20 protein-coding genes are annotated in these 18,565 nt (G+C 67.4%); 14 read left to right on the top strand and 6 right to left on the bottom strand.

Going from position 1 to position 18,565, the window contains the following annotated elements:
- Window positions 1-39: 39 nt before the first annotated feature.
- The 5 genes from nirK (at window position 40) to NO978_RS17370 (ending at window position 4,006) form a co-directional block, all read left to right on the top strand.
- The gene (gene nirK, locus NO978_RS17350; RefSeq protein ID WP_257300821.1) at window positions 40-1,116 is read left to right on the top strand and encodes a copper-containing nitrite reductase; all 1,077 of its coding nucleotides are present in this window, start codon (window positions 40-42) and stop codon (window positions 1,114-1,116) included.
- A 133-nt stretch (window positions 1,117-1,249) separates the two neighbouring features.
- Entirely contained in the window at window positions 1,250-1,774 is a 525-nt protein-coding gene (locus NO978_RS17355; RefSeq protein WP_257300822.1) for a transcription factor, read from the top strand.
- Complete coding sequence (locus NO978_RS17360) at window positions 1,774-2,448, top strand: DUF2110 family protein (protein WP_257300823.1); 675 nt, start codon at window positions 1,774-1,776, stop codon at window positions 2,446-2,448. The genes NO978_RS17355 and NO978_RS17360 overlap by 1 nt, the downstream gene beginning before the upstream one ends.
- A 1-nt stretch (window position 2,449) precedes the next feature.
- Window positions 2,450-3,265 (top strand): DUF5803 family protein, encoded by an 816-nt coding sequence (locus NO978_RS17365; protein WP_257300824.1) that lies wholly within the window; start codon window positions 2,450-2,452, stop codon window positions 3,263-3,265.
- Between the two features lie 48 nt (window positions 3,266-3,313).
- Window positions 3,314-4,006: a molybdopterin-binding protein gene (locus tag NO978_RS17370; RefSeq protein WP_257300825.1), complete on the top strand. Its 693-nt coding sequence runs from the start codon at window positions 3,314-3,316 to the stop codon at window positions 4,004-4,006.
- A 6-nt stretch (window positions 4,007-4,012) separates the two neighbouring features.
- On the opposite strand, the gene NO978_RS17375 is transcribed toward NO978_RS17370, so the two are convergent.
- Entirely contained in the window at window positions 4,013-5,164 is a 1,152-nt protein-coding gene (locus NO978_RS17375) for a site-2 protease family protein (protein ID WP_257300826.1), read from the bottom strand.
- A 257-nt stretch (window positions 5,165-5,421) separates the two neighbouring features.
- Here NO978_RS17375 and NO978_RS17380 point away from each other — a divergent pair, with 257 nt between their 5' ends.
- From NO978_RS17380 to NO978_RS17390, 3 genes are all read left to right on the top strand, one after another.
- Window positions 5,422-5,586, top strand: a complete 165-nt coding sequence (locus NO978_RS17380) for a hypothetical protein (RefSeq protein ID WP_257300827.1) — start codon at window positions 5,422-5,424, stop codon at window positions 5,584-5,586.
- A 64-nt stretch (window positions 5,587-5,650) separates the two neighbouring features.
- Window positions 5,651-6,715 (top strand): ATP-NAD kinase family protein, encoded by a 1,065-nt coding sequence (locus NO978_RS17385; RefSeq protein ID WP_257300828.1) that lies wholly within the window; start codon window positions 5,651-5,653, stop codon window positions 6,713-6,715.
- Between the two features lie 127 nt (window positions 6,716-6,842).
- Window positions 6,843-7,874 (top strand): phosphate uptake regulator PhoU, encoded by a 1,032-nt coding sequence (locus tag NO978_RS17390; RefSeq protein WP_257300829.1) that lies wholly within the window; start codon window positions 6,843-6,845, stop codon window positions 7,872-7,874.
- Between the two features lie 67 nt (window positions 7,875-7,941).
- Here the strand turns inward: NO978_RS17390 and NO978_RS17395 are convergent, their stop codons facing one another.
- Entirely contained in the window at window positions 7,942-8,397 is a 456-nt protein-coding gene (locus tag NO978_RS17395; RefSeq protein ID WP_369684162.1) for a hypothetical protein, read from the bottom strand.
- A gap of 114 nt (window positions 8,398-8,511) precedes the next feature.
- A complete protein-coding gene (locus tag NO978_RS17400; protein WP_257300831.1) occupies window positions 8,512-9,723 on the bottom strand; it encodes an LEA type 2 family protein in 1,212 nt (403 codons plus the stop codon).
- A 111-nt stretch (window positions 9,724-9,834) separates the two neighbouring features.
- Between NO978_RS17400 and NO978_RS17405 the strand changes: the two genes are divergently transcribed.
- The 5 genes from NO978_RS17405 to NO978_RS17425 all read left to right on the top strand — a co-directional run bounded on the left by NO978_RS17405 (window position 9,835) and on the right by NO978_RS17425 (window position 12,260).
- Complete coding sequence (locus NO978_RS17405; protein ID WP_257300832.1) at window positions 9,835-10,050, top strand: hypothetical protein; 216 nt, start codon at window positions 9,835-9,837, stop codon at window positions 10,048-10,050.
- 45 nt (window positions 10,051-10,095) lie between these two features.
- The gene (locus tag NO978_RS17410; protein WP_256300524.1) at window positions 10,096-10,320 is read left to right on the top strand and encodes a hypothetical protein; all 225 of its coding nucleotides are present in this window, start codon (window positions 10,096-10,098) and stop codon (window positions 10,318-10,320) included.
- 44 nt (window positions 10,321-10,364) lie between these two features.
- Window positions 10,365-10,799 (top strand): SRPBCC family protein, encoded by a 435-nt coding sequence (locus NO978_RS17415; protein WP_257300833.1) that lies wholly within the window; start codon window positions 10,365-10,367, stop codon window positions 10,797-10,799.
- On the top strand, window positions 10,796-11,608 hold the full coding sequence (locus NO978_RS17420; RefSeq protein WP_257300834.1) for a nitrilase-related carbon-nitrogen hydrolase: 813 nt from the start codon (window positions 10,796-10,798) through the stop codon (window positions 11,606-11,608). The genes NO978_RS17415 and NO978_RS17420 overlap by 4 nt, the downstream gene beginning before the upstream one ends.
- Window positions 11,609-11,939: 331 nt before the next feature.
- A complete protein-coding gene (locus NO978_RS17425) occupies window positions 11,940-12,260 on the top strand; it encodes a hypothetical protein (protein WP_257300835.1) in 321 nt (106 codons plus the stop codon).
- Between the two features lie 13 nt (window positions 12,261-12,273).
- On the opposite strand, the gene NO978_RS17430 is transcribed toward NO978_RS17425, so the two are convergent.
- A complete protein-coding gene (locus NO978_RS17430) occupies window positions 12,274-13,809 on the bottom strand; it encodes an aldehyde dehydrogenase family protein (protein WP_257300836.1) in 1,536 nt (511 codons plus the stop codon).
- A gap of 149 nt (window positions 13,810-13,958) precedes the next feature.
- Between NO978_RS17430 and NO978_RS17435 the strand changes: the two genes are divergently transcribed.
- A complete protein-coding gene (locus NO978_RS17435; RefSeq protein ID WP_257300837.1) occupies window positions 13,959-14,264 on the top strand; it encodes a plastocyanin/azurin family copper-binding protein in 306 nt (101 codons plus the stop codon).
- A 14-nt stretch (window positions 14,265-14,278) separates the two neighbouring features.
- Here the strand turns inward: NO978_RS17435 and NO978_RS17440 are convergent, their stop codons facing one another.
- Both NO978_RS17440 and NO978_RS17445 read right to left on the bottom strand, forming a co-directional pair.
- Window positions 14,279-15,046 (bottom strand): hypothetical protein, encoded by a 768-nt coding sequence (locus tag NO978_RS17440; protein ID WP_257300838.1) that lies wholly within the window; start codon window positions 15,044-15,046, stop codon window positions 14,279-14,281.
- 4 nt (window positions 15,047-15,050) lie between these two features.
- On the bottom strand, window positions 15,051-18,476 hold the full coding sequence (locus NO978_RS17445; protein WP_257300839.1) for a DUF4350 domain-containing protein: 3,426 nt from the start codon (window positions 18,474-18,476) through the stop codon (window positions 15,051-15,053).
- Between the last annotated feature and the right edge of the window lie 89 nt (window positions 18,477-18,565).

Here is an 18,565-nt window from a genome sequence, read left to right on the forward strand (position 1 = left end):
TGGGTGGCCTCGCAAGCAACGAGTGTAAGGTGACAAACGATGTTTGATACTACGCGGCGGCGCGTCGTACAGGCGCTCGGTGTTGGTGGCGCAGCGAGCCTCGCTGGCTGTTCCACGGGGGGACAGCCTGTGGAGGGGAACCAGGAGACGACTGTCTCGTCCACCCCGACCCAGCAGGGGCCGGCCGAGACGACGGTCGACCGCATCGCGGCGGATCCACGGGACATCCCCGACCCGGTGGACTGGAGCGAGCCGCGACACCACGATATCGAGCTCGGGATCACCGAGGAGACCGCCGAGATCGAGCCCGGGGTCACGTTCGACTTCATGACCTTCGACGGGCGTGTCCCGGGACCGATGATCCGCGTCCGACAGGGCGACACCGTGAACGTCACCCTGACCAGCCCGGACGACAACTCGATGCCGCACAACATCGACCTGCACGCGGTGTACGGGCCCGGTGGTGGGGCCAGTGCGTCGAACGTGAACCCGGGGGAGGACAACTCCTTCGAGTTCAAGGCGATGTACCCGGGCGTCCACATCTACCACTGTGCGGTCCCGAACCTGGACCAGCACATCAGCTCCGGCATGTTCGGGGCCATCCTCGTCGAGCCGAAGGAGGGCCTGCCCGAGGTGGACCACGAGTTCTTCTTCGGGCAGCACGAGATCTACACCGACAAGGCCCCCGGCGAGGAGGGCCACCACGCCTTCGACTTCGAGGCGATGAAGAAGGAGGAGCCCACCTACGTCGTCTACAACGGCGAGGCGTACGCCTTCACCGAGAACGGCTACGGCCCACTCGAGGTGGACAAGGGCGACCGGGTCCGCATCTTCATGTCCAACGGCGGCCCGAACCTGCTGAGCTCCTGGCACGCCATCGGGAACGTCTGGGCGGACTTCTACCGCGACGGCGCGCTCGCGAACGACGCAGAGAACTACGTCGAGACCGCGCCGGTCGCGCCCGGGACGGTCGCCTGCGCCGAAATCGATACCCCCGTCCCCGAACCCATCAAGCTGGTCGACCACGCGCTCACCCGGGTCGCCCGGAAGGGCATGATGGGCATCATCCAGGTCAACGGCTCCCCCGAGCCCGAGATCTTCAACCCGGGCCCCTGAGTATAGGCCGCTGAGGCACCCGCAGCGACGACACTGACGGTGGGGCCCCACTGGCGGGACACGGCTGTCATCCCCACGCCCGCACGGGGGCGGAGCGGTACTTTTAAACGCGTGAGAGCCTCGAATTACGACAATGGCTTTTGAGGAGCTCCTGGAAGACCCTGTCATCCAAAAGTACCTCCACGAGCTGGTCGGTCCGAAGGGCATGCCGGTCGCGGCCGCCCCGCCGGACGGCGAGGTCACCGACGAGGAACTCGCAGAGGAACTGGACCTGGAGCTCAACGACGTGCGCCGGGCCCTGTTCATCCTCTACGAGAACGACCTCGCCTCGTACCGACGGCTCCGCGACGAGGACTCCGGCTGGCTCACCTACCTGTGGACGTTCCAGTACGAGAACATCCCGGAGAACTTAGAGGAGGAGATGTACCGACTGCTCGACACGCTGGAGGACCGCAACGAGTACGAGCGAAACCACGAGTTCTACCTCTGTGAGGTCTGTTCCATCCGATTCGAGTTCGGCGAGGCGATGGATTTCGGCTTCGAGTGCCCCGAGTGTGGCTCGCCGGTGGAGTCGATGGACAACGAGATGCTGGTCACGGCGATGGAAGAGCGCCTCGCGGCGCTTCGTGACGAACTGAACGTGGACGCGAGCGCATAATGGTCGTCCTGGCAACCAAGCTGTACGTCGAGGGCGACGCGAGAGACCGGTCGATGGACGCACTGCGCGCACTGGTCGACAACGAGGTCGGAGAGCTCGACGTCGAGTACGACATCGGCGTCAGACACGACGACTTCCCGACCGTGACCATCGAGGGGCCCGACGCCGTCGCGGCCCGGAACGTGCTCGTCGAGGAGTACGGCGAGATACTGCCCCAGCTCGAGGCGGGCGAGACCTACGTCGGCACCCTCCAGCGGTGGGACGACGAAGGGTTCGTCCTCGACGCCGGACAGCACGTCCGCATCTCGGCCGACCAGCTCGGCCTCGGGCAGGGGACGCCCGAGCAGATCCGGGACCGGTTCGGCATCGTCCAGCACCTGCCGATGCGGTTCGTCTACGGCGGCGACGACGAGCCGTCCCGGCTGGCGGACGAGGAGATCGACCGACTGTACGACTGGACCCGGGGCACGGGCCGCCTGAACGTCAACAGCGCGACCCGCGGCGAGGTCCGCGCGACGGTCAACCGCGCCGGCCACGCCCAGGACATCGTCACCGTCGAACGCCTCGGCCTGCTCGAACAGTCCGTCGTCTGCCGCGAGGGCACCGACCCGCCGGGTCTGCTCGCCAGCGTCGGCGAGTATCTCCCGGCCGAACTGAAGTGCGTCGTCCCATAGTATGAACCGTCGACTGCTGCTCGGAGTCGGTCTGGCCCTGCTGCTCGCCGCCAGCGCCGGCTGTCTCGGGCTGTTCGGGAACGGCATCTCCGACTCACAGCTGGACCGCAACGCGACGTACGACTGGCACGAGGTACCGGACTGGAGCACGACCAACGACAGGGTCGAGCCCGTCGAGGGCCCGGGGACGACGGACGTGTTCGTCAACGTCACCGGCGAGTCGTACTACGCGATCTACCACATAGACAACCGCACCGACGAGGAGTTCGAGGTGTGGACCCGGGGCATCAGCAACGACAACCCGGTCGACATCTCGGCGCTCCGGTTCCGTTATCCGAACGGAACCACGCTGAACGGCTCCCAGCTCCGGGTGTACAAGACGAACTACCGCACCCACGTCGTGCTCCCGACCGAGGAGGAGGGCGACACGGTCAACGGGACACTCGCGTTCTCCGGCCCCGCCGAGCCCAAGCACTTCCGACTCTGGAACTACATGGAGGGCACCCACGAGGTCGTCCTGCCCTCCGGCTTCCGCACCTCCTTCTTCCTGTTCGGGCAGGTCGTCCCCTCGGCGGACAACAGCTTCGTCGACGACGACAACCGGCTCCACCTCGAGTGGACCGACGAGGACGACCCCGTCTCCGGCCGGATGACGATCAAGTACTACCTCCAGCGGGACTACTACATCTTCACCGGCACCGCAATCATCCTCGGGCTGGCCGCGCTCGTGGGAATGGGCTACTACTGGTACCAGATCCGCGAGCTCACCGAGCTGCGCGAGGAGATGGGCTTCGACAGCGGCGACGGCCCGGGCTGACTCCCCGCTAGCGCGCGTTTTTTGTCCACGCCGACCCTTGCAGGAGGTATGCGCGTAGCCGTCGTGACCGTCGGCGACGAACTCCTGAGTGGCGACACGACGAACACCAACGCGACGTGGCTCTGCCGTCGGCTCACCGAACGGGGCGTCGAGGTCGAACGCGTCCTGACCGTGCCCGACGACGTGAGCGACATCGCGCAGGTGGTCAACGAGTCGCTGGCGGCGTACGACGCGGTCGTCGTCACCGGCGGGCTCGGCCCGACACACGACGACATGACGATGGAGGGCGTCGCCGCCGCGGTCGGCCGCGAGGTCGAGGCGAACGCGGAGGCGGAGGCGTGGCTCACCGAGCAGGGTGGCTACGCGGCGAGCGACCTCGCGCCCGGCACCACGCATCTGCCCGCCGGGGCGCGGGTCCTGCACAACGAGGTCGGCGTCGCGCCCGGCTGTGTCGTCGAGTCGGTGTACGTCCTCCCTGGCGTGCCCGAGGAGATGAAAGGGATGTTCGAGTCGGTCGCGCCGGAGTTCAGCGGGACGGTTCGTCACGTCGAGGTCGTCGACGCGGACGAGCCGGAGTCGGCGCTCGTCGAGCGGTTCGCCGAACTGCGCGACCGGTTCGACGTGCAGGTCGGGAGCTATCCGGGCGAGACGGTGTCGGTGAAGCTCTCGGGGGTCGACGAGGAGGAGGTTCGCGAGGCCGCGGGCTGGCTGCGCGAGCGGGTCGACGCCCCCGAGGCGTAGGCCCGATCAGGCGACCCGGTCGTCGGGCAGCCCGGTGCCGAACTCGCGCTGCATCGAGAGCGCGTGAGCGAAGTCTGCCTCGGAGAGCACGCCGACGACCGAGCCGTCCCGGGTCACCAGCGCGTTCTTCGTCCGTGCACTGTTCAACGCCGCCAGCGTCTCGAAGGCGTCGCCGGTGACCTCGAACTGGGGTACCTCCTTCGCAACAGTGCCGATCGTGGTGGTCTCCCGGTCGTCCGGGTCGACGGAACGCATGTCCGCCAGCGTGACGATGCCCACGACGCTTCCGTGTTCGTCGGTCACCGGATAGGTGGTCCGGCGCTCGCGGAACATCCGCTCGGTGAACGCCGCGACGGTCTCGTCGGCGGGGACCGTCGGCACGTCCCTGCTCATGACGTCCGCGACGGTGATGCCCTCCAGCAGCTCGTCGAGCAGCACGGTCCGGGACTCCGAGGTCGCCGCGCCGTAGATGAACAGCGCGAGTAGCAGCAGGATGGGGTCGAAGTTGAGGGCACCGACGACCGCAAAGAGCATCGCGAAGACGATGCCGATGCGGGCGGCGATGCGCGTCGCACTCCCGTACGGGCGGTTCCGAGCGAGCAGTGCCCGGAGGATGCGCCCGCCGTCCATCGGGAACGCGGGCAGCATGTTGAACACCGCGAGGGTGACGTTCGCGACGGCCAGCCAGCCGAAGACGAACTGCGCGGCGGGAAGCGACGACGGCGTCACGAGCAACAGCCCGGCCGCGAGGCCAGCGGTGGCGACGCTGGTCGCCGGCCCGGCGATGGCGATCCAGAACTCCCTGTTCCACTCGCGGGGAATCTCCGACAGCGCGGCGAGCCCGCCGAGAATCCAGAGCGTGATGGACTCGATGCCGAGGCCGTAGCGGAGTGCGACCCAGGCGTGGCCCAGCTCGTGCAGCGTGACGCTGACGAACAGCCCGACCGCCGCGGCCGTGCCGACGAGCCAGGGCGTCGACCCGGCCTGCAGGGCCTCCGTGTCGACCGCGACGCCGAACGCACTCTCAATCCACCCCGCGTAGAGCCCGATCTGCTCGCCGCTGCCGAGCAGCCAGGCGAGTATCGGCAGGAACACCACCAGAGAGATGTTGATACGGATCGGGATACCCCAGACGCTGAGAACGGTAACGTTTCGCATACGCCCCTCTATGAGGGTTGGTGGGTTAAAACAGCCGCATGGTCGTGGTTTACCGGTAGATGTGGAGCAGCCAGCCGACAGTCAGTGCCAGACTCGCGACGAGGACGACCCACCCGGTGCCCGGGAACGGCAGCGCGTTGCTGGTTTCGAGGACGAGGTTCATCATAGCTCGCGCTTGCGTCCCCGGTAGCTTAAACGTTCACATGTCGGGAAGGCGGGCCGGAGCGTTCACGGCTCCGAGGCCCCAAGGCCGTGGTATGACCGACTGGAACTGCGCGCTCCCGGGTGGTATCGGTGGAGCCATCGGCACCGCCGTCGCGGTCGTCGGCTCGCTGGGCACGTGGGGTGGGGCGGTCGCGGCCGGGACGGGTGCGCTGCTGGCCCTGGTCGCGTACTACGCCGTGACCGGGTTGCCGGAGTAGCCGGCTCCGTGGCCCGGTGCCGGAAGCGCGTCCTTTTTCCACCGGACTGACCAAGGGACGGCACATGCGAATCGGGGTCGTCGTCAACCCCATCGCCGGGATGGGAGGACGGGTCGGACTGAAGGGAACCGACGGGAAGGTCGCGGAGGCACGCGAACGTGGCGCGGAGCCGCGCGCACCCGAACGGGCCGTCGAAGCGCTGACGACGCTCCGTGAGGCCGCCGGCGAGCCCCTCGAACTGTTCGTCGCTGGCGGCGAGATGGGTGAACGGGCGGCCCGAGACGCCGGCTTCGAGCCGACCGTCGTCACCGACCCCGGCGACGAGACTGGCGCGGCGGACACCCGCGCGGCGGTCGACGCGTTCATCGACGCCGACGTGGATCTCGTGCTGTTCGTCGGCGGCGACGGGACGGCCGTCGACGTGGCGAAGACCCTGCAGGCCGCCGGCGTCGACACGCCGATGCTCGGCGTGCCGGCTGGCGTGAAGATCTACTCCTCGGTGTTCGCCGTGACGCCCAGGGACGCGGGGCGCGTGGCGGCGACGTTCGAGCGCGTCGCGGACCGCGAGGTGAACGACATCGACGAGGACGCCTACCGGGGCGGCGAGGTACGGACGACGCTCCACGCCGTCGTCCCCGTGCCGGTCGCCGAAGCCGTGCAGTCGTCGAAACAGGTCGGCGGCGGAACCGTCGAATCGCTCGCGGAGGGATTCGCCGAGGAGGTCGACCCCGGAGTGACCTACGTCCTCGCGCCGGGGAGCACCGTCGGGACCATCAAGCGCGAACTCGGGTTCGAACCGTCGCCGCTGGGGGTGGACGTCTGGCGCGACGGCGAGGTGCTGGCGTACGACGCGACCGAGGACGAGATTCTCGACGTGCTCGGTGAGCGGAACGTCATCGTCGTCTCGCCCATCGGCGGCCAGGGGTTCATCTTCGGGCGGGGCAATCACCAGATCTCTCCGGCGGTCATCGAACGCAGCGACGTCGAGGTCGTCGCCTCCCGGAACAAACTGGACGACGTGGGGGTCCTCCGGGTTGACACCGACGACGAGACGGTCAACGAGTCGCTCCGCGGGTGGCAGCAGGTTCGCGTCGGCAGGTACGAACGACGGCTTCTGAAGGTCGTGTAACGCGTTTCCGCACGGTAGCAACTTTCTCTCTCCCGACGAAAATACGTACAGAGTAATATTATTGAGTACTACGTGATATAATCGTAAGGCAGTCAAATATAAGGTCTTCCCATGGCTACTGGAGGGCATGGAAACGCGAAAGGTCCAGCGGCTCGGGCCGTCCACGCTGGCGATGACGCTGCCCGCGGAGTGGGCGAAGGAGCAGAACGTCGAAAAGGGTGACGAGGTGTCGCTGCGGATGGGCGGTAAAGGGACGCTGACGGTGATGCCGGAGTCGGTGAACACCGAGGAGTCCGAGGCGATCATCCACGCGGACAATCTGGACGCGGACGCCGTCGAACGCGCCATCGTCGCCCAGTACGTGCTCGGGCGACGGGTCATCCGCGTCGTCCACGAGGGCGGCACCCTCCCCTCGGAGCACATCAACGCGGTCTACCAGGCCGAGACGCAGCTGATGGGCCTCGGCGTCATCGAGGAGACGCCAGAGAGCATCGCCATCCGCTGCTCCGTCGACCCGGAGGACTTCACGCTCGACAACCTCCTCGAACGGCTCGAATCGACCGGGTCCACGATGCGCGGCGAGGCGATCAAAGCGCTCGCCCACGGGAACCCCGACATGGCCCAGCGCGCGCTCAACCGCGAGCGGCAGGCGAACAAGATCTTCGTGCTGATGCTGCGGCTCATCTTCACGGCCTACCAGAACCCGAACCTCGCGCGCGCGGTTGGCCTCGACGAGGGCTTCCCGCTCATCGGCTACCGCTCCATCGCCAAGAACCTCGAACTGACCGCCGACAACGCCGAGGACATCGCCGAGATCGTCATGGAGGCCGAGAACCACACGCTCAACGTGGAGCAGCCCGTGATGCGCCGCATCCGTGAGTTCACCGAGAAGGTCGACGAGATCACCGCCCTGGCGGTCGAGGCGGCCGTCGAGCGCGACTACGACAAGACCATCGAGGTGCGTCGGCTGTTCCACGAGATCAGCGACCGCGAGCGCGAGATCCTCGACGACCTCCCCGAGATGGACAACGAGGACCTCCTCCAGGTCCGCGAGGTGCTCGTGAGCCTCCAGCAGACCGCCCAGTACGCGATGCGGAACGCCGAGATAGCGGTCAACCTGGCGCTCAACGAGCAGTCAGAGCACGTCGAGATCCACTGAGCGGGTCCTCTTCTCTGTCCGGAGCTGTCGCTGAGTGGGTGTTGCTACAACCACCGGAGCGACGGCCTCAGTCGGCCGTCGCTTCCGGCATCCGTTCCTCGTCAGTGGTGTCCGCGGACTCGGGGTCGGTCTTCGCGACCGTCAGCGGGCTCCGACTCGTTATCTCGCAGTCGAAGGCCGGATGCTCCGCGAAGTGTCGCACCAGCATGTGTCGGCGCGAGCCCGTGATGCCGGTCCGGCCGACCGCCTCGGCCCCGAACTCGTCGGGCAGGCGCTCGTACAGCCGGCGGACGGTCTCGAAGCTCTCGAACACCTTCGCGTTCCCGGCGGAGTCGGCCCCGCGACGGGTCACCTCGTAGGAACCGTCCTCGCGGTGGACGCCAGTGGTGCGGAAGAACTCCCGACGTTCGACCAGTGCGTCGCCGATCTGGTCCTGCAGCGCCATGGCTTCTCGGCGCGTGAGCGTCCGGTCCGATTCACCGATAGAAACGACAATCGACTCTGGAGTGGATTCGACGGTGATCTCGTTACCGTCGGAGAACTCGACCAGGAGACTGGGTACTCCGTGTCATGTATCCAACCGTGAGCGTGCCTGGGTAATAAATATGTTGCCGGCGTCAGCACTCGCCGCCCCGGTTCACGCGATTCTTGCCACATCCGTCGCGCGGACGCCGAGGATGCCGTCACCGTCGGTGGTCGTGCCGCCACCGCTCGTGGTGCCGTCGTCGCCGGAGTCACCGTCGGTGGCCGTGCCGCCGCTCCCGTCGCCGGTCGTGGTCCCGTCACTGCTGCCGGTGGTGCCGTCGTCGGGCTCCGACCCGTCCGTGCCGTTCCCGCCAGCGGCGTCGGTCGCGTCCTTCGTGCCGAAGATGTCCGTCTCGATGGTCTCGGCGTAGGTGAACCGGTCCATCGGAATCTGGATGCTGGTCCCGCTGATCTCGGTGGTCACGCTGAAGTCGATCCGCAGGTCCGTCACCTGGTCGCGCTGCAGGTGGCTCACCCACCACTCGTCGAGGTTCGCGTTCTCGATGGTCGTCACGGTCCGCACCTGGGTAACCTCGCCGGGTTCGAGGACGTACTCGCGGGTGTTCGTCCCCTCACCGACCGTGATGTTGTTCATGTTCACCGCGTACTCGATCTGCGAGATGGGGATGGCGTAGGGTTTCGGGTTGTAGACGTAGAAGTCGAGCACGATGGGCGTCGACTCGTTGGTCACATCTCCCCACTGGCCGGCGGTCCGGTTGACGTAGAGCACGGGGTCGTCGACCAGCGGCCGGTCAGCGTTCACCTCGCGCGTCTCGGTCGAGTTGAACGACGAGAGCAGGTCCGTGTCGATGGTCCGCTGCTGGGGGACCGCGAAGGAGCGCCCGACGAGCCCCGACCGGATGCTCGCGTCGATGCGCACGTCGGTCTGCTCGCCGCGGCGGATGTGGCTGGCCCACCACCGGGGAATCTTCTCGTTCTGGAGGTAGCTCCGCGTCGTCACCGTCGACTGCCCCGGTCCCACGTCGATTCCCGACCGCTGGCCGCTCGCCATCGTGATGTTGTTCATCGCGACCTCGTACTCGGCCGAGACGCCGAGGAAGCCGGTCCCGACCGGGTTCGGGTTCTGGACCCCGAGCTCCGTCTCGATGACGGTCGTCGACTCGTTGGTCTCGCCGAACCGGTTCTCGACGCCAGTGACCGAGGGGACACCGAGGAAGCCGAGGAGGGACGCCGCGACGACCACGCCGGCGAGGCCGGCCACGAGGACCGCCCCGATACGGAGTTTGCTGCCGAACAGGACGCCTTTCACCGCGGCGAAGCCCCCACCCGTCGACCCTTCACCTGTGTCCGTTCCGTCTGTCATTCCTGTGGACCGACGTTCCCCCTGGGTAAAAGGCCTTCAGCCAACGTTCTTTGGCCGCAGCCCCCGCCGTCGACAGCAGGGATTAAGACCCTCCCGTCGATAGTGACGGCCATGAGCCAACACACGTCCGGGTCGAGCGACAAGGCGATCGGGTTCTCCACCGCCTTCGGTGTCGGCGCCGTCCTGAGCGCCGTGGCGATGGGCGTCTTCGGCATCCAGTACCTCGATGGCACGTCGAGCGCGCAGGCTGCGGGCAGTGCCGCCTTCGCGGGCGCGATGATCTTCGCGATGCTCTCGGTCTTCGCACTGCAGTGGTGGGACCAGTAGAGCAAAAATCGTTATTAGCGTGAGGCCCCTATCTACACGTAGACGATGAGCGATTACTCCGACGAGGAGCAACGGATACTCGCCTACCTCCGAGACAGCGTCTCGAAGGGGCAACAGTACTTCCGTGCGAAGAACATCGCGGACGCCATAGACCTCTCCTCGAAGCAGGTGGGGTCGCGACTCCCGCACCTCTCGGAGAAGTCCGAGGACGTCGACATCGAGAAGTGGGGTCGCTCACGGTCGACGACGTGGAAAGTAACGGTTAGCTAACCCGATTCCGCTGCGTTTTTGGCCACGAGGGAATCAGTTATCGTATGACAGTCCGGGTCGAGCGGACGTTCGAGTTCCCGGTTGCCCCCGAACGAGTCTGGGCCTTCATCGCGGATCCGGAGCTTCGTGCTCGTCCCATCAGCGTCGTGGACCGGTTCGAGCTCCGTAACGAGGACGGCACAGAGGCGACGTGGCACGTCAAACTGCCCATCCCGCTCGTCCGGCGCACCGTCGCCGTGAAGACTCGCGACGTCGACCGACGCGAGCCGGAGTTCGTCCGGTTCGAGGGTCGGTCGAAGGTGATGCGGGTCACCGGAGAACACCGGATACGAGAGACGGAGGAGGGCTGTACCCTCACGAACCGGTTCATCGTGGACGGAAAGCTCCCTGGCGTCGAACGGTTCTTCGAGCGCAATCTGGACCAGGAGCTCGACAACCTCGAGGCCGCCATGCGCGAACATCTGGAGCTGCCGGCATGAAACTCGCACTCGCACAGCTGGCGGTCGAACCGGCGGCCATCGACGACAACGTCGACCGCGCCGTCGCGGCCGTCGAGTCCGCGGCCGAGCGCGGGGCGGACCTCGTCGCGCTCCCCGAGCTGTTCAACGTGGGCTACTTCGCCTTCGACGTGTACCAGCGCGCCGCCGAGGGGCTCGGCGGGGAGACGCTCACACGCCTGTCCGACGTCGCGGCCGCCAACGACGTCGCAGTGCTCGCCGGCACCATCGTCGAGGACCTCGGGGCGACCGCCGCAACCGGCACCGCGCCGACGCCAGCCGACGAGGGGCTGGCGAACACCGCGGTCCTGTTCGACGCCGACGGCGAGCGCCAGCTCGTCTACCGCAAACACCACCTGTTCGGCTACGCCTCGGCGGAGGCCGAGCTGTTGACACCCGGTGAGCGCACCCCCACCACCGACCTGGGTGGGTTCACCGCCGCCGTCACCACGTGCTACGACCTGCGGTTCCCGGAACTGTACCGTGAACTGCAGGAGCGGGGCGCGACACTGACGCTCGTGCCGAGCGCGTGGCCCTACCCCCGCGTCGAGCACTGGCGGACGCTCTCCCGCGCCCGTGCCATCGAGAACCTCTCGTACGTCGCTACGATCAACGGCAGCGGCGAGTTCGACGACGCGACCCTGCTCGGCCGCTCGACCGTCTACGACCCCTGGGGCACCCCGGTCGCGACGACGGACGACAGTCCGGCCCTCGTCGAAGCCGAGGTCGACCCGGCGGCGGTCGAGGACGTCCGCGACGAGTTCCCGGCCCTCGAGGACGCACGCTTCTGACGCGTGGGGAAGTCGCGGACTTTATACGTCCGGGGGCCAAAGCAGTGGATGCCGGAGAGACGCTTTTCACGTCGATTCCGGCAAACGCCCGTCGCACCTACGCCCGCGCCCACTTCCGTTCCGTGGGGCTACCTAGGAGCCTATCGCGGAACGGAACTCTCGCCTCTACCTTGCCCGAAGCGGCGCCGGTGTCGCTTCGAACCCGCCACCCTCGTCCGCGACCGGCCCGCACTCCTGTCCCTCGCGGGCCGCCGTCTGCGTCGACGAGGACGTTCTCAGCGTCCGATAATTACTACCGGGCTACATAGCTGTTCCAGCCGAACATCGAGCTATGGCTCCCGAACTCGAAGACCTGACTGGCATCGTCGTCTTGGGCCTGCTCGCGGTAGCCCTCGCACTGACCGTTGTCGGCATCGAAACGGTCGCCGGGTACGAGGTCCTCGCCGCAGGGGAGTCCGCGGTCGGGTTCCTCGCGGCCGGTAACTTCAGCGTCGGCGTCATGTCGACCGGCATCTTCTCGGTCGGCTTCTTCGCCGCGGGGATCTTCTCGGTCGGCGTGTTCTCCATCGGAATCTTCTCCGTCGGGCTCGCCTCCTTCGGTGTCTACGCGGTGGGGCTGTACGCGGCAGAGAAACAGCTCAGCGGGTCCTGACGCGGACCGCGCTTCAGTCGTCCGTCTGGGTCTTGATGTCCGCGCTCAGGCCCTGGGCCATCTCGATGTCCTTCGAGTTGTTGAGCGTCCACGCGGTGCGCTCGGTGACGGCCTCGATGACCTCGCGGGCGCTCGGGTAGCCGTTGCCGGACTTCTTGACGCCGCCGAAGGGCAGCTGGACCTCGGCACCGATGCAGGGCAGGTTGCCGTACGCGAGACCGATCTCGGCGTTGTCGCGGTAGTAGTTGATCTGGCGGTAGTCCTCGGAGATGATGGCACCGGCGAGCCCGTACGGCGTGTCGTTGTGGATCTCGACGGCGCGCTCGATGTCACCCGAGTACTTCAGTAGTGCGACGTGCGGGCCGAAACACTCCTCCTTGATGCAGCGGAGGTCGGTATCGTAGTCGATCTCGTAGACGAACGGGCCGACCCAGTGGCCGTCCTCGTGGCCCTCGGGTATCTCGTCGTCGTCGAGCTCGAAGCGGTCGACGAGGACGTTCGCGCCCTCCTCGCGGGCGAGCTCGTTGTGACGGCGGATCTTCTCGATGTGACCCTCCTCGATGGCGGGTCCCATGAACGTGTCTTCGTCGAGCGGGTCGCCGACCGCGATGTTCTGGGCGACCTCGACGTAGCGCTCCTTGAACTCGTCGTAGACGTCCTCGTGGACGATGAGACGCTCGGAGGAGACACAGCGCTGACCGGTCGTCTTGAAGCTGGACATCACGGCGGAGTGGACGGCGACGTCGAGGTCCGCTTCCTCGGTGACGACGATGCCGTTCTTGCCACCCATCTCACACGCGGCGAGCTTGCCGGGCGTGCCCCCGACCTTGCTCGCGACCTCGTGGCCGACCTCGGCGGAGCCGGTGAACAGGACGGTGTCCGTTCGCTCGTTCTCGACGAGCTCGGCCCCGGCGTCGCCGAAGCCCTGAACCATGTTGAACACACCGTCCGGGATGCCCGCGTCGACGAACATCTCGGCGATGATCTGGGCGCACCACGGCGTCTGCTCGGCGGGCTTGAACACGACGGTGTTGCCCTCGACGAGCGCGACGGCCATGTGCCAGAACGGGATGGCGACCGGGAAGTTCCACGGCGTGATGCAGCCGACCACGCCGCGTGGCTTCCGCCGCATGTACGCGTCCTTGCTCGGAATCTCGGAGGGGACCACGTCGCCCTTCGGGTGGCGGGCGTCGCCCGCGGCCCACTCGACCATGTGTGCGGCCTCGACGACGTCGGCTTTGCCCTCGCTGATCTCCTTGCCACATTCCTTGGTCACGACCGCGCCGAGCTCGTCGGTTCGCTCACGCAGCTCGTGGTAGATGTCCCAGAGGTACTCCGCGCGGTCGATGTGGGACATCGCCTGCCACATCTCGGCGGCCTCGTCGGCGGACTCGAGGGCCTCACGGACGTCTTCCGGTGTTCCACGGTGGAACTCGCCCAGTGTCTCGCCCGTCGCCGGGTTGTTGCTCTCGAAGGTCTCGTCGCTGTGACCGTCGGTCCACTCCCCGTCGATATAGTGCTGGTAGGTATCGGTGGTCTGCTGGCTCATGACGAATCAGGTAAAATTTTCGCTGTCACCCGTCAAAAAGGCTGCTATGTGTCGGACCGAGTCCCCCGCCCATGGTCGGATACACCTTCAAACACAGCATTGATTCCGAGCTATCGAGCGTGGTTTTATGAACTGAAAGTTCTTGTTAGTTGCCATTTCTGTCTCACGCCGCGGGCTTCGCGCCGCTTCGGGTTTCCGTCGACCCTGGTGACCGTGTGCGGTGGGAGAACCTCGACGCGACCGCGCACGACATCACCCCAGACACCGAGGTTGGCGGTGCCGCCAGCTGGGAGTTCGACGCGGACACCGTCGAGTCCGGTGGGACCCTCGACCCCGTGTTCGAGGAGCGCGGGCTGTACGCCTACCGGTGCAGCATCCACGGCCCCGAGGCGATGTGCGGCGCTGTCGTGGTCGGAGATGTGGGCGTCGACACCGCGCTGCCCTGCCAGGACTGAAGACGAGCGGGTGCTCAGCTGCGACGGCTGCCGACGACGAGCACCAGCGCCAGCGCGGCGACGGTGAGCAGTCCGCCCGCGCCACCAACGCCGAGTGCGACCGTACCGTCGTCGTCGGTGGTCTTCGTCGGTGCCGGCGTCGTCCCGGGCGCGTCCGTCGCGCTCGGCGTGCCCGGTCGGTCGGTCGTCGGTGCGGGTGTCGGGGTGGCCGTCGCCGTCGTGGTCGTCCCGTCACCGACCGTCAGCTGCCCGTCGTCCGCCGCCGGATCGAGCCGCGAGCCGTCGTCGTCGTCGACCTGCTCGACCGACAGCACCAGGTCGACCGTGCCGGCGGTCTCGCCGGCCAGGGTGACGCTGCCGAGGGCGACCGGTCCGTCGCCCGGGCCGACCGCGTCGTCGAGGTCCGCGGACTTCAGGCGGGCCGAGTCACCGTCGTCGGCGACGATGACGGAGCCGTCGCCGATGGCCGGGAACGGCTCGGCGAGGGCTGCGTCGGTGATGGTCGCCGTCTCGGTGTCGGTGACGGTGACCGTGACGTTGAACCCGGAGAGTCCCGTGGGGACGCTCGACAGTGTCAGCGTCGTCTCCGTGGTTTCGTCGGGAGCGACCGTGGCGTCGGCGACGGCGAGTGTGGGCTCGTCAGGTCCGGGAGCGACATCGTCGCCGGCACCTGCCCCGACCGTGCCGACGTGTGCACCGGCGAGCGCGGGGCCGAGCGCGAGCGCCACCACGAGCGCGGCGATGGTCGTGCGGAGCGTGGTCGTCGAGTCGGGGCGCGCCATTCCTCTACACCTCCTCGAACAGCGTCGTGATGTCGTCGAAGTCGATGCGACCGTTGTCGTTGAAGTCGAAGGAGTCGACGTAGTCCTGGATGGCGTCTTCCTCGCGGTTCTCGAAGAACACGACCACGTCTTCGAAGTCCAGCTGGCCGTTGCCGTTCAGGTCCTCGTAGACACCGTCGTCGTCGGGGTCCGTCGGCAGGTCGTTGTCGCCGATGCGCTCGACCGGCGCGATGGTGATGTCGCCCGTGCTCGTCGCCGCGTCGATGACGGAGCCGTCGTCGGCGTCGAGCGCCTCGATGCCGAGGTCGACACCGGTCGTGCCGTCGGACTGCGGTGCAAGCGAGATGGTCGCGAGCGGTACGTCGGACGCGCCGGTGCCGACGTTGTCCTCGATGTCCGCAGCCTCGAGCGTGACCGTCGAGCCGTCGTCGCTGATGGACGCCACCGTGGTCGAGTCGGGGAAGGCGTCGTCGAAGCTCACGTCGGTCGCCGCGGCGACCTCGGTGTCCGCGATGGTGATGGTGACGTCGAAGCCAGCGAGGCCGTCGGGCGCGTTCGACAGCGAGAGGTCGGCCGGAACGGCGCTCCCGGCCCCGTTTCGGTCGGGGAAGCTGACCGAGAGGGTCGGTGAGCCCGGCTCGTCGCCGCCCGTGCCTGGCTCGTAGGCGTCGAAGAGGTCGAAGCCCTGGTGGAAGTTCGTCGTCGTGACGAGCCCCGCGTCGCCGTCGACGTTGTTGGAGTCGTCGGTGACGGCGTCGCCGGTGAGACGGAGGTCGCTGCCGAGGGCGCTCGCGAGGTCGTTCAGGTTCTGGCGGGCCGCGTCGCTCGCGTTCGCATCACCGAGGAGCACGATTGCGCCGCCGTCGTCGCGGAAGCTCCGGAGCGCGTCGACCTCCACGTCGGAGAACGCCTCGGTGTGGCTCGTGACGAGCAGCGCGCGACCACGCGAGAGCTTCTCGGCGGTCGGCTCGTTGACCTGCTCGAAGTTCAGGCCGGCACCCTCCAGGAACCGCTGGTAGTACGCGGCGTCCTCGTTCGAGAGGCCGAAGTCCGCGCTGAACTGGCCGTGGCCACCGTCGATGAGCACGTCGCCGCCGCGCCCCGACAGGGAGTCGGCGAGGTTCGAGACGAACGTGAAGTTCTCGAAGCCGGAGACGTCGTAGCCCGAGCCCTCGGCCTCCTCGTGGGACTCGTCGACCAGCAGGCCGCCGAGCATCGCGACGTTCTTGCCCCGGTCGACGGCGCTGAGCGGTGCCTCGGCCGTGCTGGCGCTCGACTCGGCGTTGACCGGGACGCGGCCCTGACCGAGGGTCCCGTTCGCGGAGCCGACGGCCGCGGGCGTCGGCACGAACAGGTCCTCGACGGGTCGATTCCGGTAGCTCGGTGCCGAGGCGACGTCGCTCTCCGCCCAGAGGCCCGTCCCCTCGCTGCGCGCCGCGTTCTCGGAGGCCCAGAACTCGTCGTGCATCGAGAGGCCGGAGCCGTAGACGCGAGCGTACCCCTCCTCGATGAGCGAGGCGTTGTACAGCGTGTCCGTGCTGCCGTCGCCGGACGCGTCGTACTCGACGTAGCCGAGCAGCCGGTCGAACGGGTCCGTGATGCCCTCGTTCTCGTCGAAGCTGACGACGACGTCCGCGCCGGAGAGCTCCTGCGTGGCGAAGTCGGTCGCCTCGACGGCCCACTCCTGCAGGTACGCGAGCGGGTCATCGGCGTCGCCGCCGAACAGGCCCGCGTAGCTGTCGGTGTTGAACTGCTGGGTGGTGAAGGAGAAGTCCCCGTCGACCAGCACCTGCGCGTCGTTGTAGCGGAAGGCCGCGCCGACCTCGGCGAGGGCCGCGTTCAGGGCCTCGGTCTTGTCGAAGTCGTTGTAGTCGGACTTGCCGATGAACGTGACCGGGTTGCCGTTCGCCGCGAAGGCGGCGAGCGCGTCGCGGTTCGCGTCGGAGAGCGCGTTCGGCGACGAGATGACGAACGCGTCGGCGTCGCCCGCCGCGGCCGCGAGGTCGCCGCTCTCCTCGAGCGTGTAGCCCGCGTCCTCGGCACGGCCCTCGAAGTTACCGAACTGGTCGGAGAGGGTGTCGTACTGGCCGTTGTCGAGCCAGACGACGGTGCCCTCGCCGCCCAGCTGGGCGTCCCAGGCGTTGAGCAGGAGGTCGCCGTTGTCGCCGTCCCAGTCGCCGCCGTCGTTGACCATGTTCGCGCTGAGCCCGACGAGGTTCCCGTCCTTCACGCCGAGCGGGATGTCGGTGCCGTCGGGGTAGCTCACGGCGTCGCCGCCGTTCTGGTCGACGACCGTCGCGTTCGACGGTGCCCAGTACAGCACCGTCGAGGCGTCCGTCAGTGGCTCCATCGCGTCGTTCAGGAAGCAGGTTCCGCTGTACTGCGAGAGGCTGTCGACGGGCCGCACGTCGTTGACCGTCTCGTAGGCGAGCCCCTCCCACTCCTCCGGCCGCTCGGCACTCGCGTTCTCGGGCTTCTCCGCGGTGTCGACACCGAGGACACGAATTGACTGTGCGCCCACGTCCTGATTCTCGAACTCGACGGTGAACGTGTCGCCGTCGGCGACGCCCGTCACGGTCCCGGGGTAGCTCTCGCCCGGCTCGAACGGGAGTTCCCCGCCACCGATACCCTCCCGGGCGGCGAACAGCTCCGGGTACTGCTCGGTGTTGCCGTTCTCGGTGAGCACGGCGAAGTTCTCGAAGCCGCTGTTCTCGTCGTCGTACACCTGGTCGTCGTTGAACCGGAAGGCCGCGCCGACGGTCTCGGCGACGGCGTTCAGGTTGGCGGTCCGGTCCTCGTCCTGGAAGTCCGAGGCGTCGTGCAGGAACAGCGCGCCACCGGCGTCGACGAACGAGGCGACTGCCGAGAGCTCGCTGTCGGTGAGTGCGGTCGCCGGGCGGGCGAGCACCAGTCCGTCGGCGTTCCCGAGGTCCGCGCCGAGGTTGGTCGTCGCGTTCACCGTGTAGCCGTTCTCCTCCGCGTAGCCGGCGAACATCGAGATGTCCGCCCGCGTGACCGCGTTGTCGTGTCCCTCGTCGACGAGGACCGTCGCGTCGCCGCCGGTCAGGTCGTCCCAGACGTTCAGGAGGAACTCCTCGTTGCCGGCGTCGCCGAAGGACTCCTGGTTGTTGACGAAGTCGTTGCCGACGCCGACGACGGTCCCGTCGATGGCGACGAGCGGGATGTCGGTGCCGTCGGGGTAGCTCACGGCGTCGTCGTTCCCGTCCTCGTCCGCGTTGTACGCGGTCGACTCGGCCCAGACGAGCACCTTCGAGCTGTCCGTGAGCGGCTCGCCCGAGGCGTTCAGCAGGCTGCCGGTGGAGTAGAACCGGAGCTGGCCGACGTCGAGTGCCGCGGTCTGACCGAACGATGCCCCCGCTCCCGTGGCCGACACGACGCTACCGAGTGACGTAGCGGCGAGTGTGGCCATAAAATCGCGTCGTTGCACACTGGGTGAACTAATCGATACCAGTATAAATTCACCGATTTGTTGGAAGATTAAAGATATAGAATATATAG

Origin of the sequence: Haloarchaeobius sp. FL176, assembly GCF_024609245.1 — an archaeon.
Lineage (GTDB): Archaea > Halobacteriota > Halobacteria > Halobacteriales > Natrialbaceae > Haloarchaeobius.

What these genes read in the sequence shown, in the direction of transcription:
- NO978_RS17355 (WP_257300822.1), top strand. Translation starts at nt 1,250, where the DNA reads ATGGCTTTTGAGGAGCTCCTGGAAGACCCTGTCATCCAAAAGTACCTC.
- NO978_RS17415 (WP_257300833.1), top strand. Translation starts at nt 10,365, where the DNA reads ATGACAGTCCGGGTCGAGCGGACGTTCGAGTTCCCGGTTGCCCCCGAA.
- NO978_RS17385 (WP_257300828.1), top strand. Translation starts at nt 5,651, where the DNA reads ATGCGAATCGGGGTCGTCGTCAACCCCATCGCCGGGATGGGAGGACGG.
- NO978_RS17390 (WP_257300829.1), top strand. Translation starts at nt 6,843, where the DNA reads ATGGAAACGCGAAAGGTCCAGCGGCTCGGGCCGTCCACGCTGGCGATG.
- NO978_RS17370 (WP_257300825.1), top strand. Translation starts at nt 3,314, where the DNA reads ATGCGCGTAGCCGTCGTGACCGTCGGCGACGAACTCCTGAGTGGCGAC.
- NO978_RS17405 (WP_257300832.1), top strand. Translation starts at nt 9,835, where the DNA reads ATGAGCCAACACACGTCCGGGTCGAGCGACAAGGCGATCGGGTTCTCC.
- NO978_RS17375 (WP_257300826.1), bottom strand. Translation starts at nt 5,164, where the DNA reads ATGCGAAACGTTACCGTTCTCAGCGTCTGGGGTATCCCGATCCGTATC.
- NO978_RS17440 (WP_257300838.1), bottom strand. Translation starts at nt 15,046, where the DNA reads ATGGCGCGCCCCGACTCGACGACCACGCTCCGCACGACCATCGCCGCG.
- NO978_RS17410 (WP_256300524.1), top strand. Translation starts at nt 10,096, where the DNA reads ATGAGCGATTACTCCGACGAGGAGCAACGGATACTCGCCTACCTCCGA.
- NO978_RS17365 (WP_257300824.1), top strand. Translation starts at nt 2,450, where the DNA reads ATGAACCGTCGACTGCTGCTCGGAGTCGGTCTGGCCCTGCTGCTCGCC.
- NO978_RS17430 (WP_257300836.1), bottom strand. Translation starts at nt 13,809, where the DNA reads ATGAGCCAGCAGACCACCGATACCTACCAGCACTATATCGACGGGGAG.
- NO978_RS17420 (WP_257300834.1), top strand. Translation starts at nt 10,796, where the DNA reads ATGAAACTCGCACTCGCACAGCTGGCGGTCGAACCGGCGGCCATCGAC.
- NO978_RS17445 (WP_257300839.1), bottom strand. Translation starts at nt 18,476, where the DNA reads ATGGCCACACTCGCCGCTACGTCACTCGGTAGCGTCGTGTCGGCCACG.
- NO978_RS17425 (WP_257300835.1), top strand. Translation starts at nt 11,940, where the DNA reads ATGGCTCCCGAACTCGAAGACCTGACTGGCATCGTCGTCTTGGGCCTG.
- NO978_RS17380 (WP_257300827.1), top strand. Translation starts at nt 5,422, where the DNA reads ATGACCGACTGGAACTGCGCGCTCCCGGGTGGTATCGGTGGAGCCATC.
- nirK (WP_257300821.1), top strand. Translation starts at nt 40, where the DNA reads ATGTTTGATACTACGCGGCGGCGCGTCGTACAGGCGCTCGGTGTTGGT.
- NO978_RS17400 (WP_257300831.1), bottom strand. Translation starts at nt 9,723, where the DNA reads ATGACAGACGGAACGGACACAGGTGAAGGGTCGACGGGTGGGGGCTTC.
- NO978_RS17360 (WP_257300823.1), top strand. Translation starts at nt 1,774, where the DNA reads ATGGTCGTCCTGGCAACCAAGCTGTACGTCGAGGGCGACGCGAGAGAC.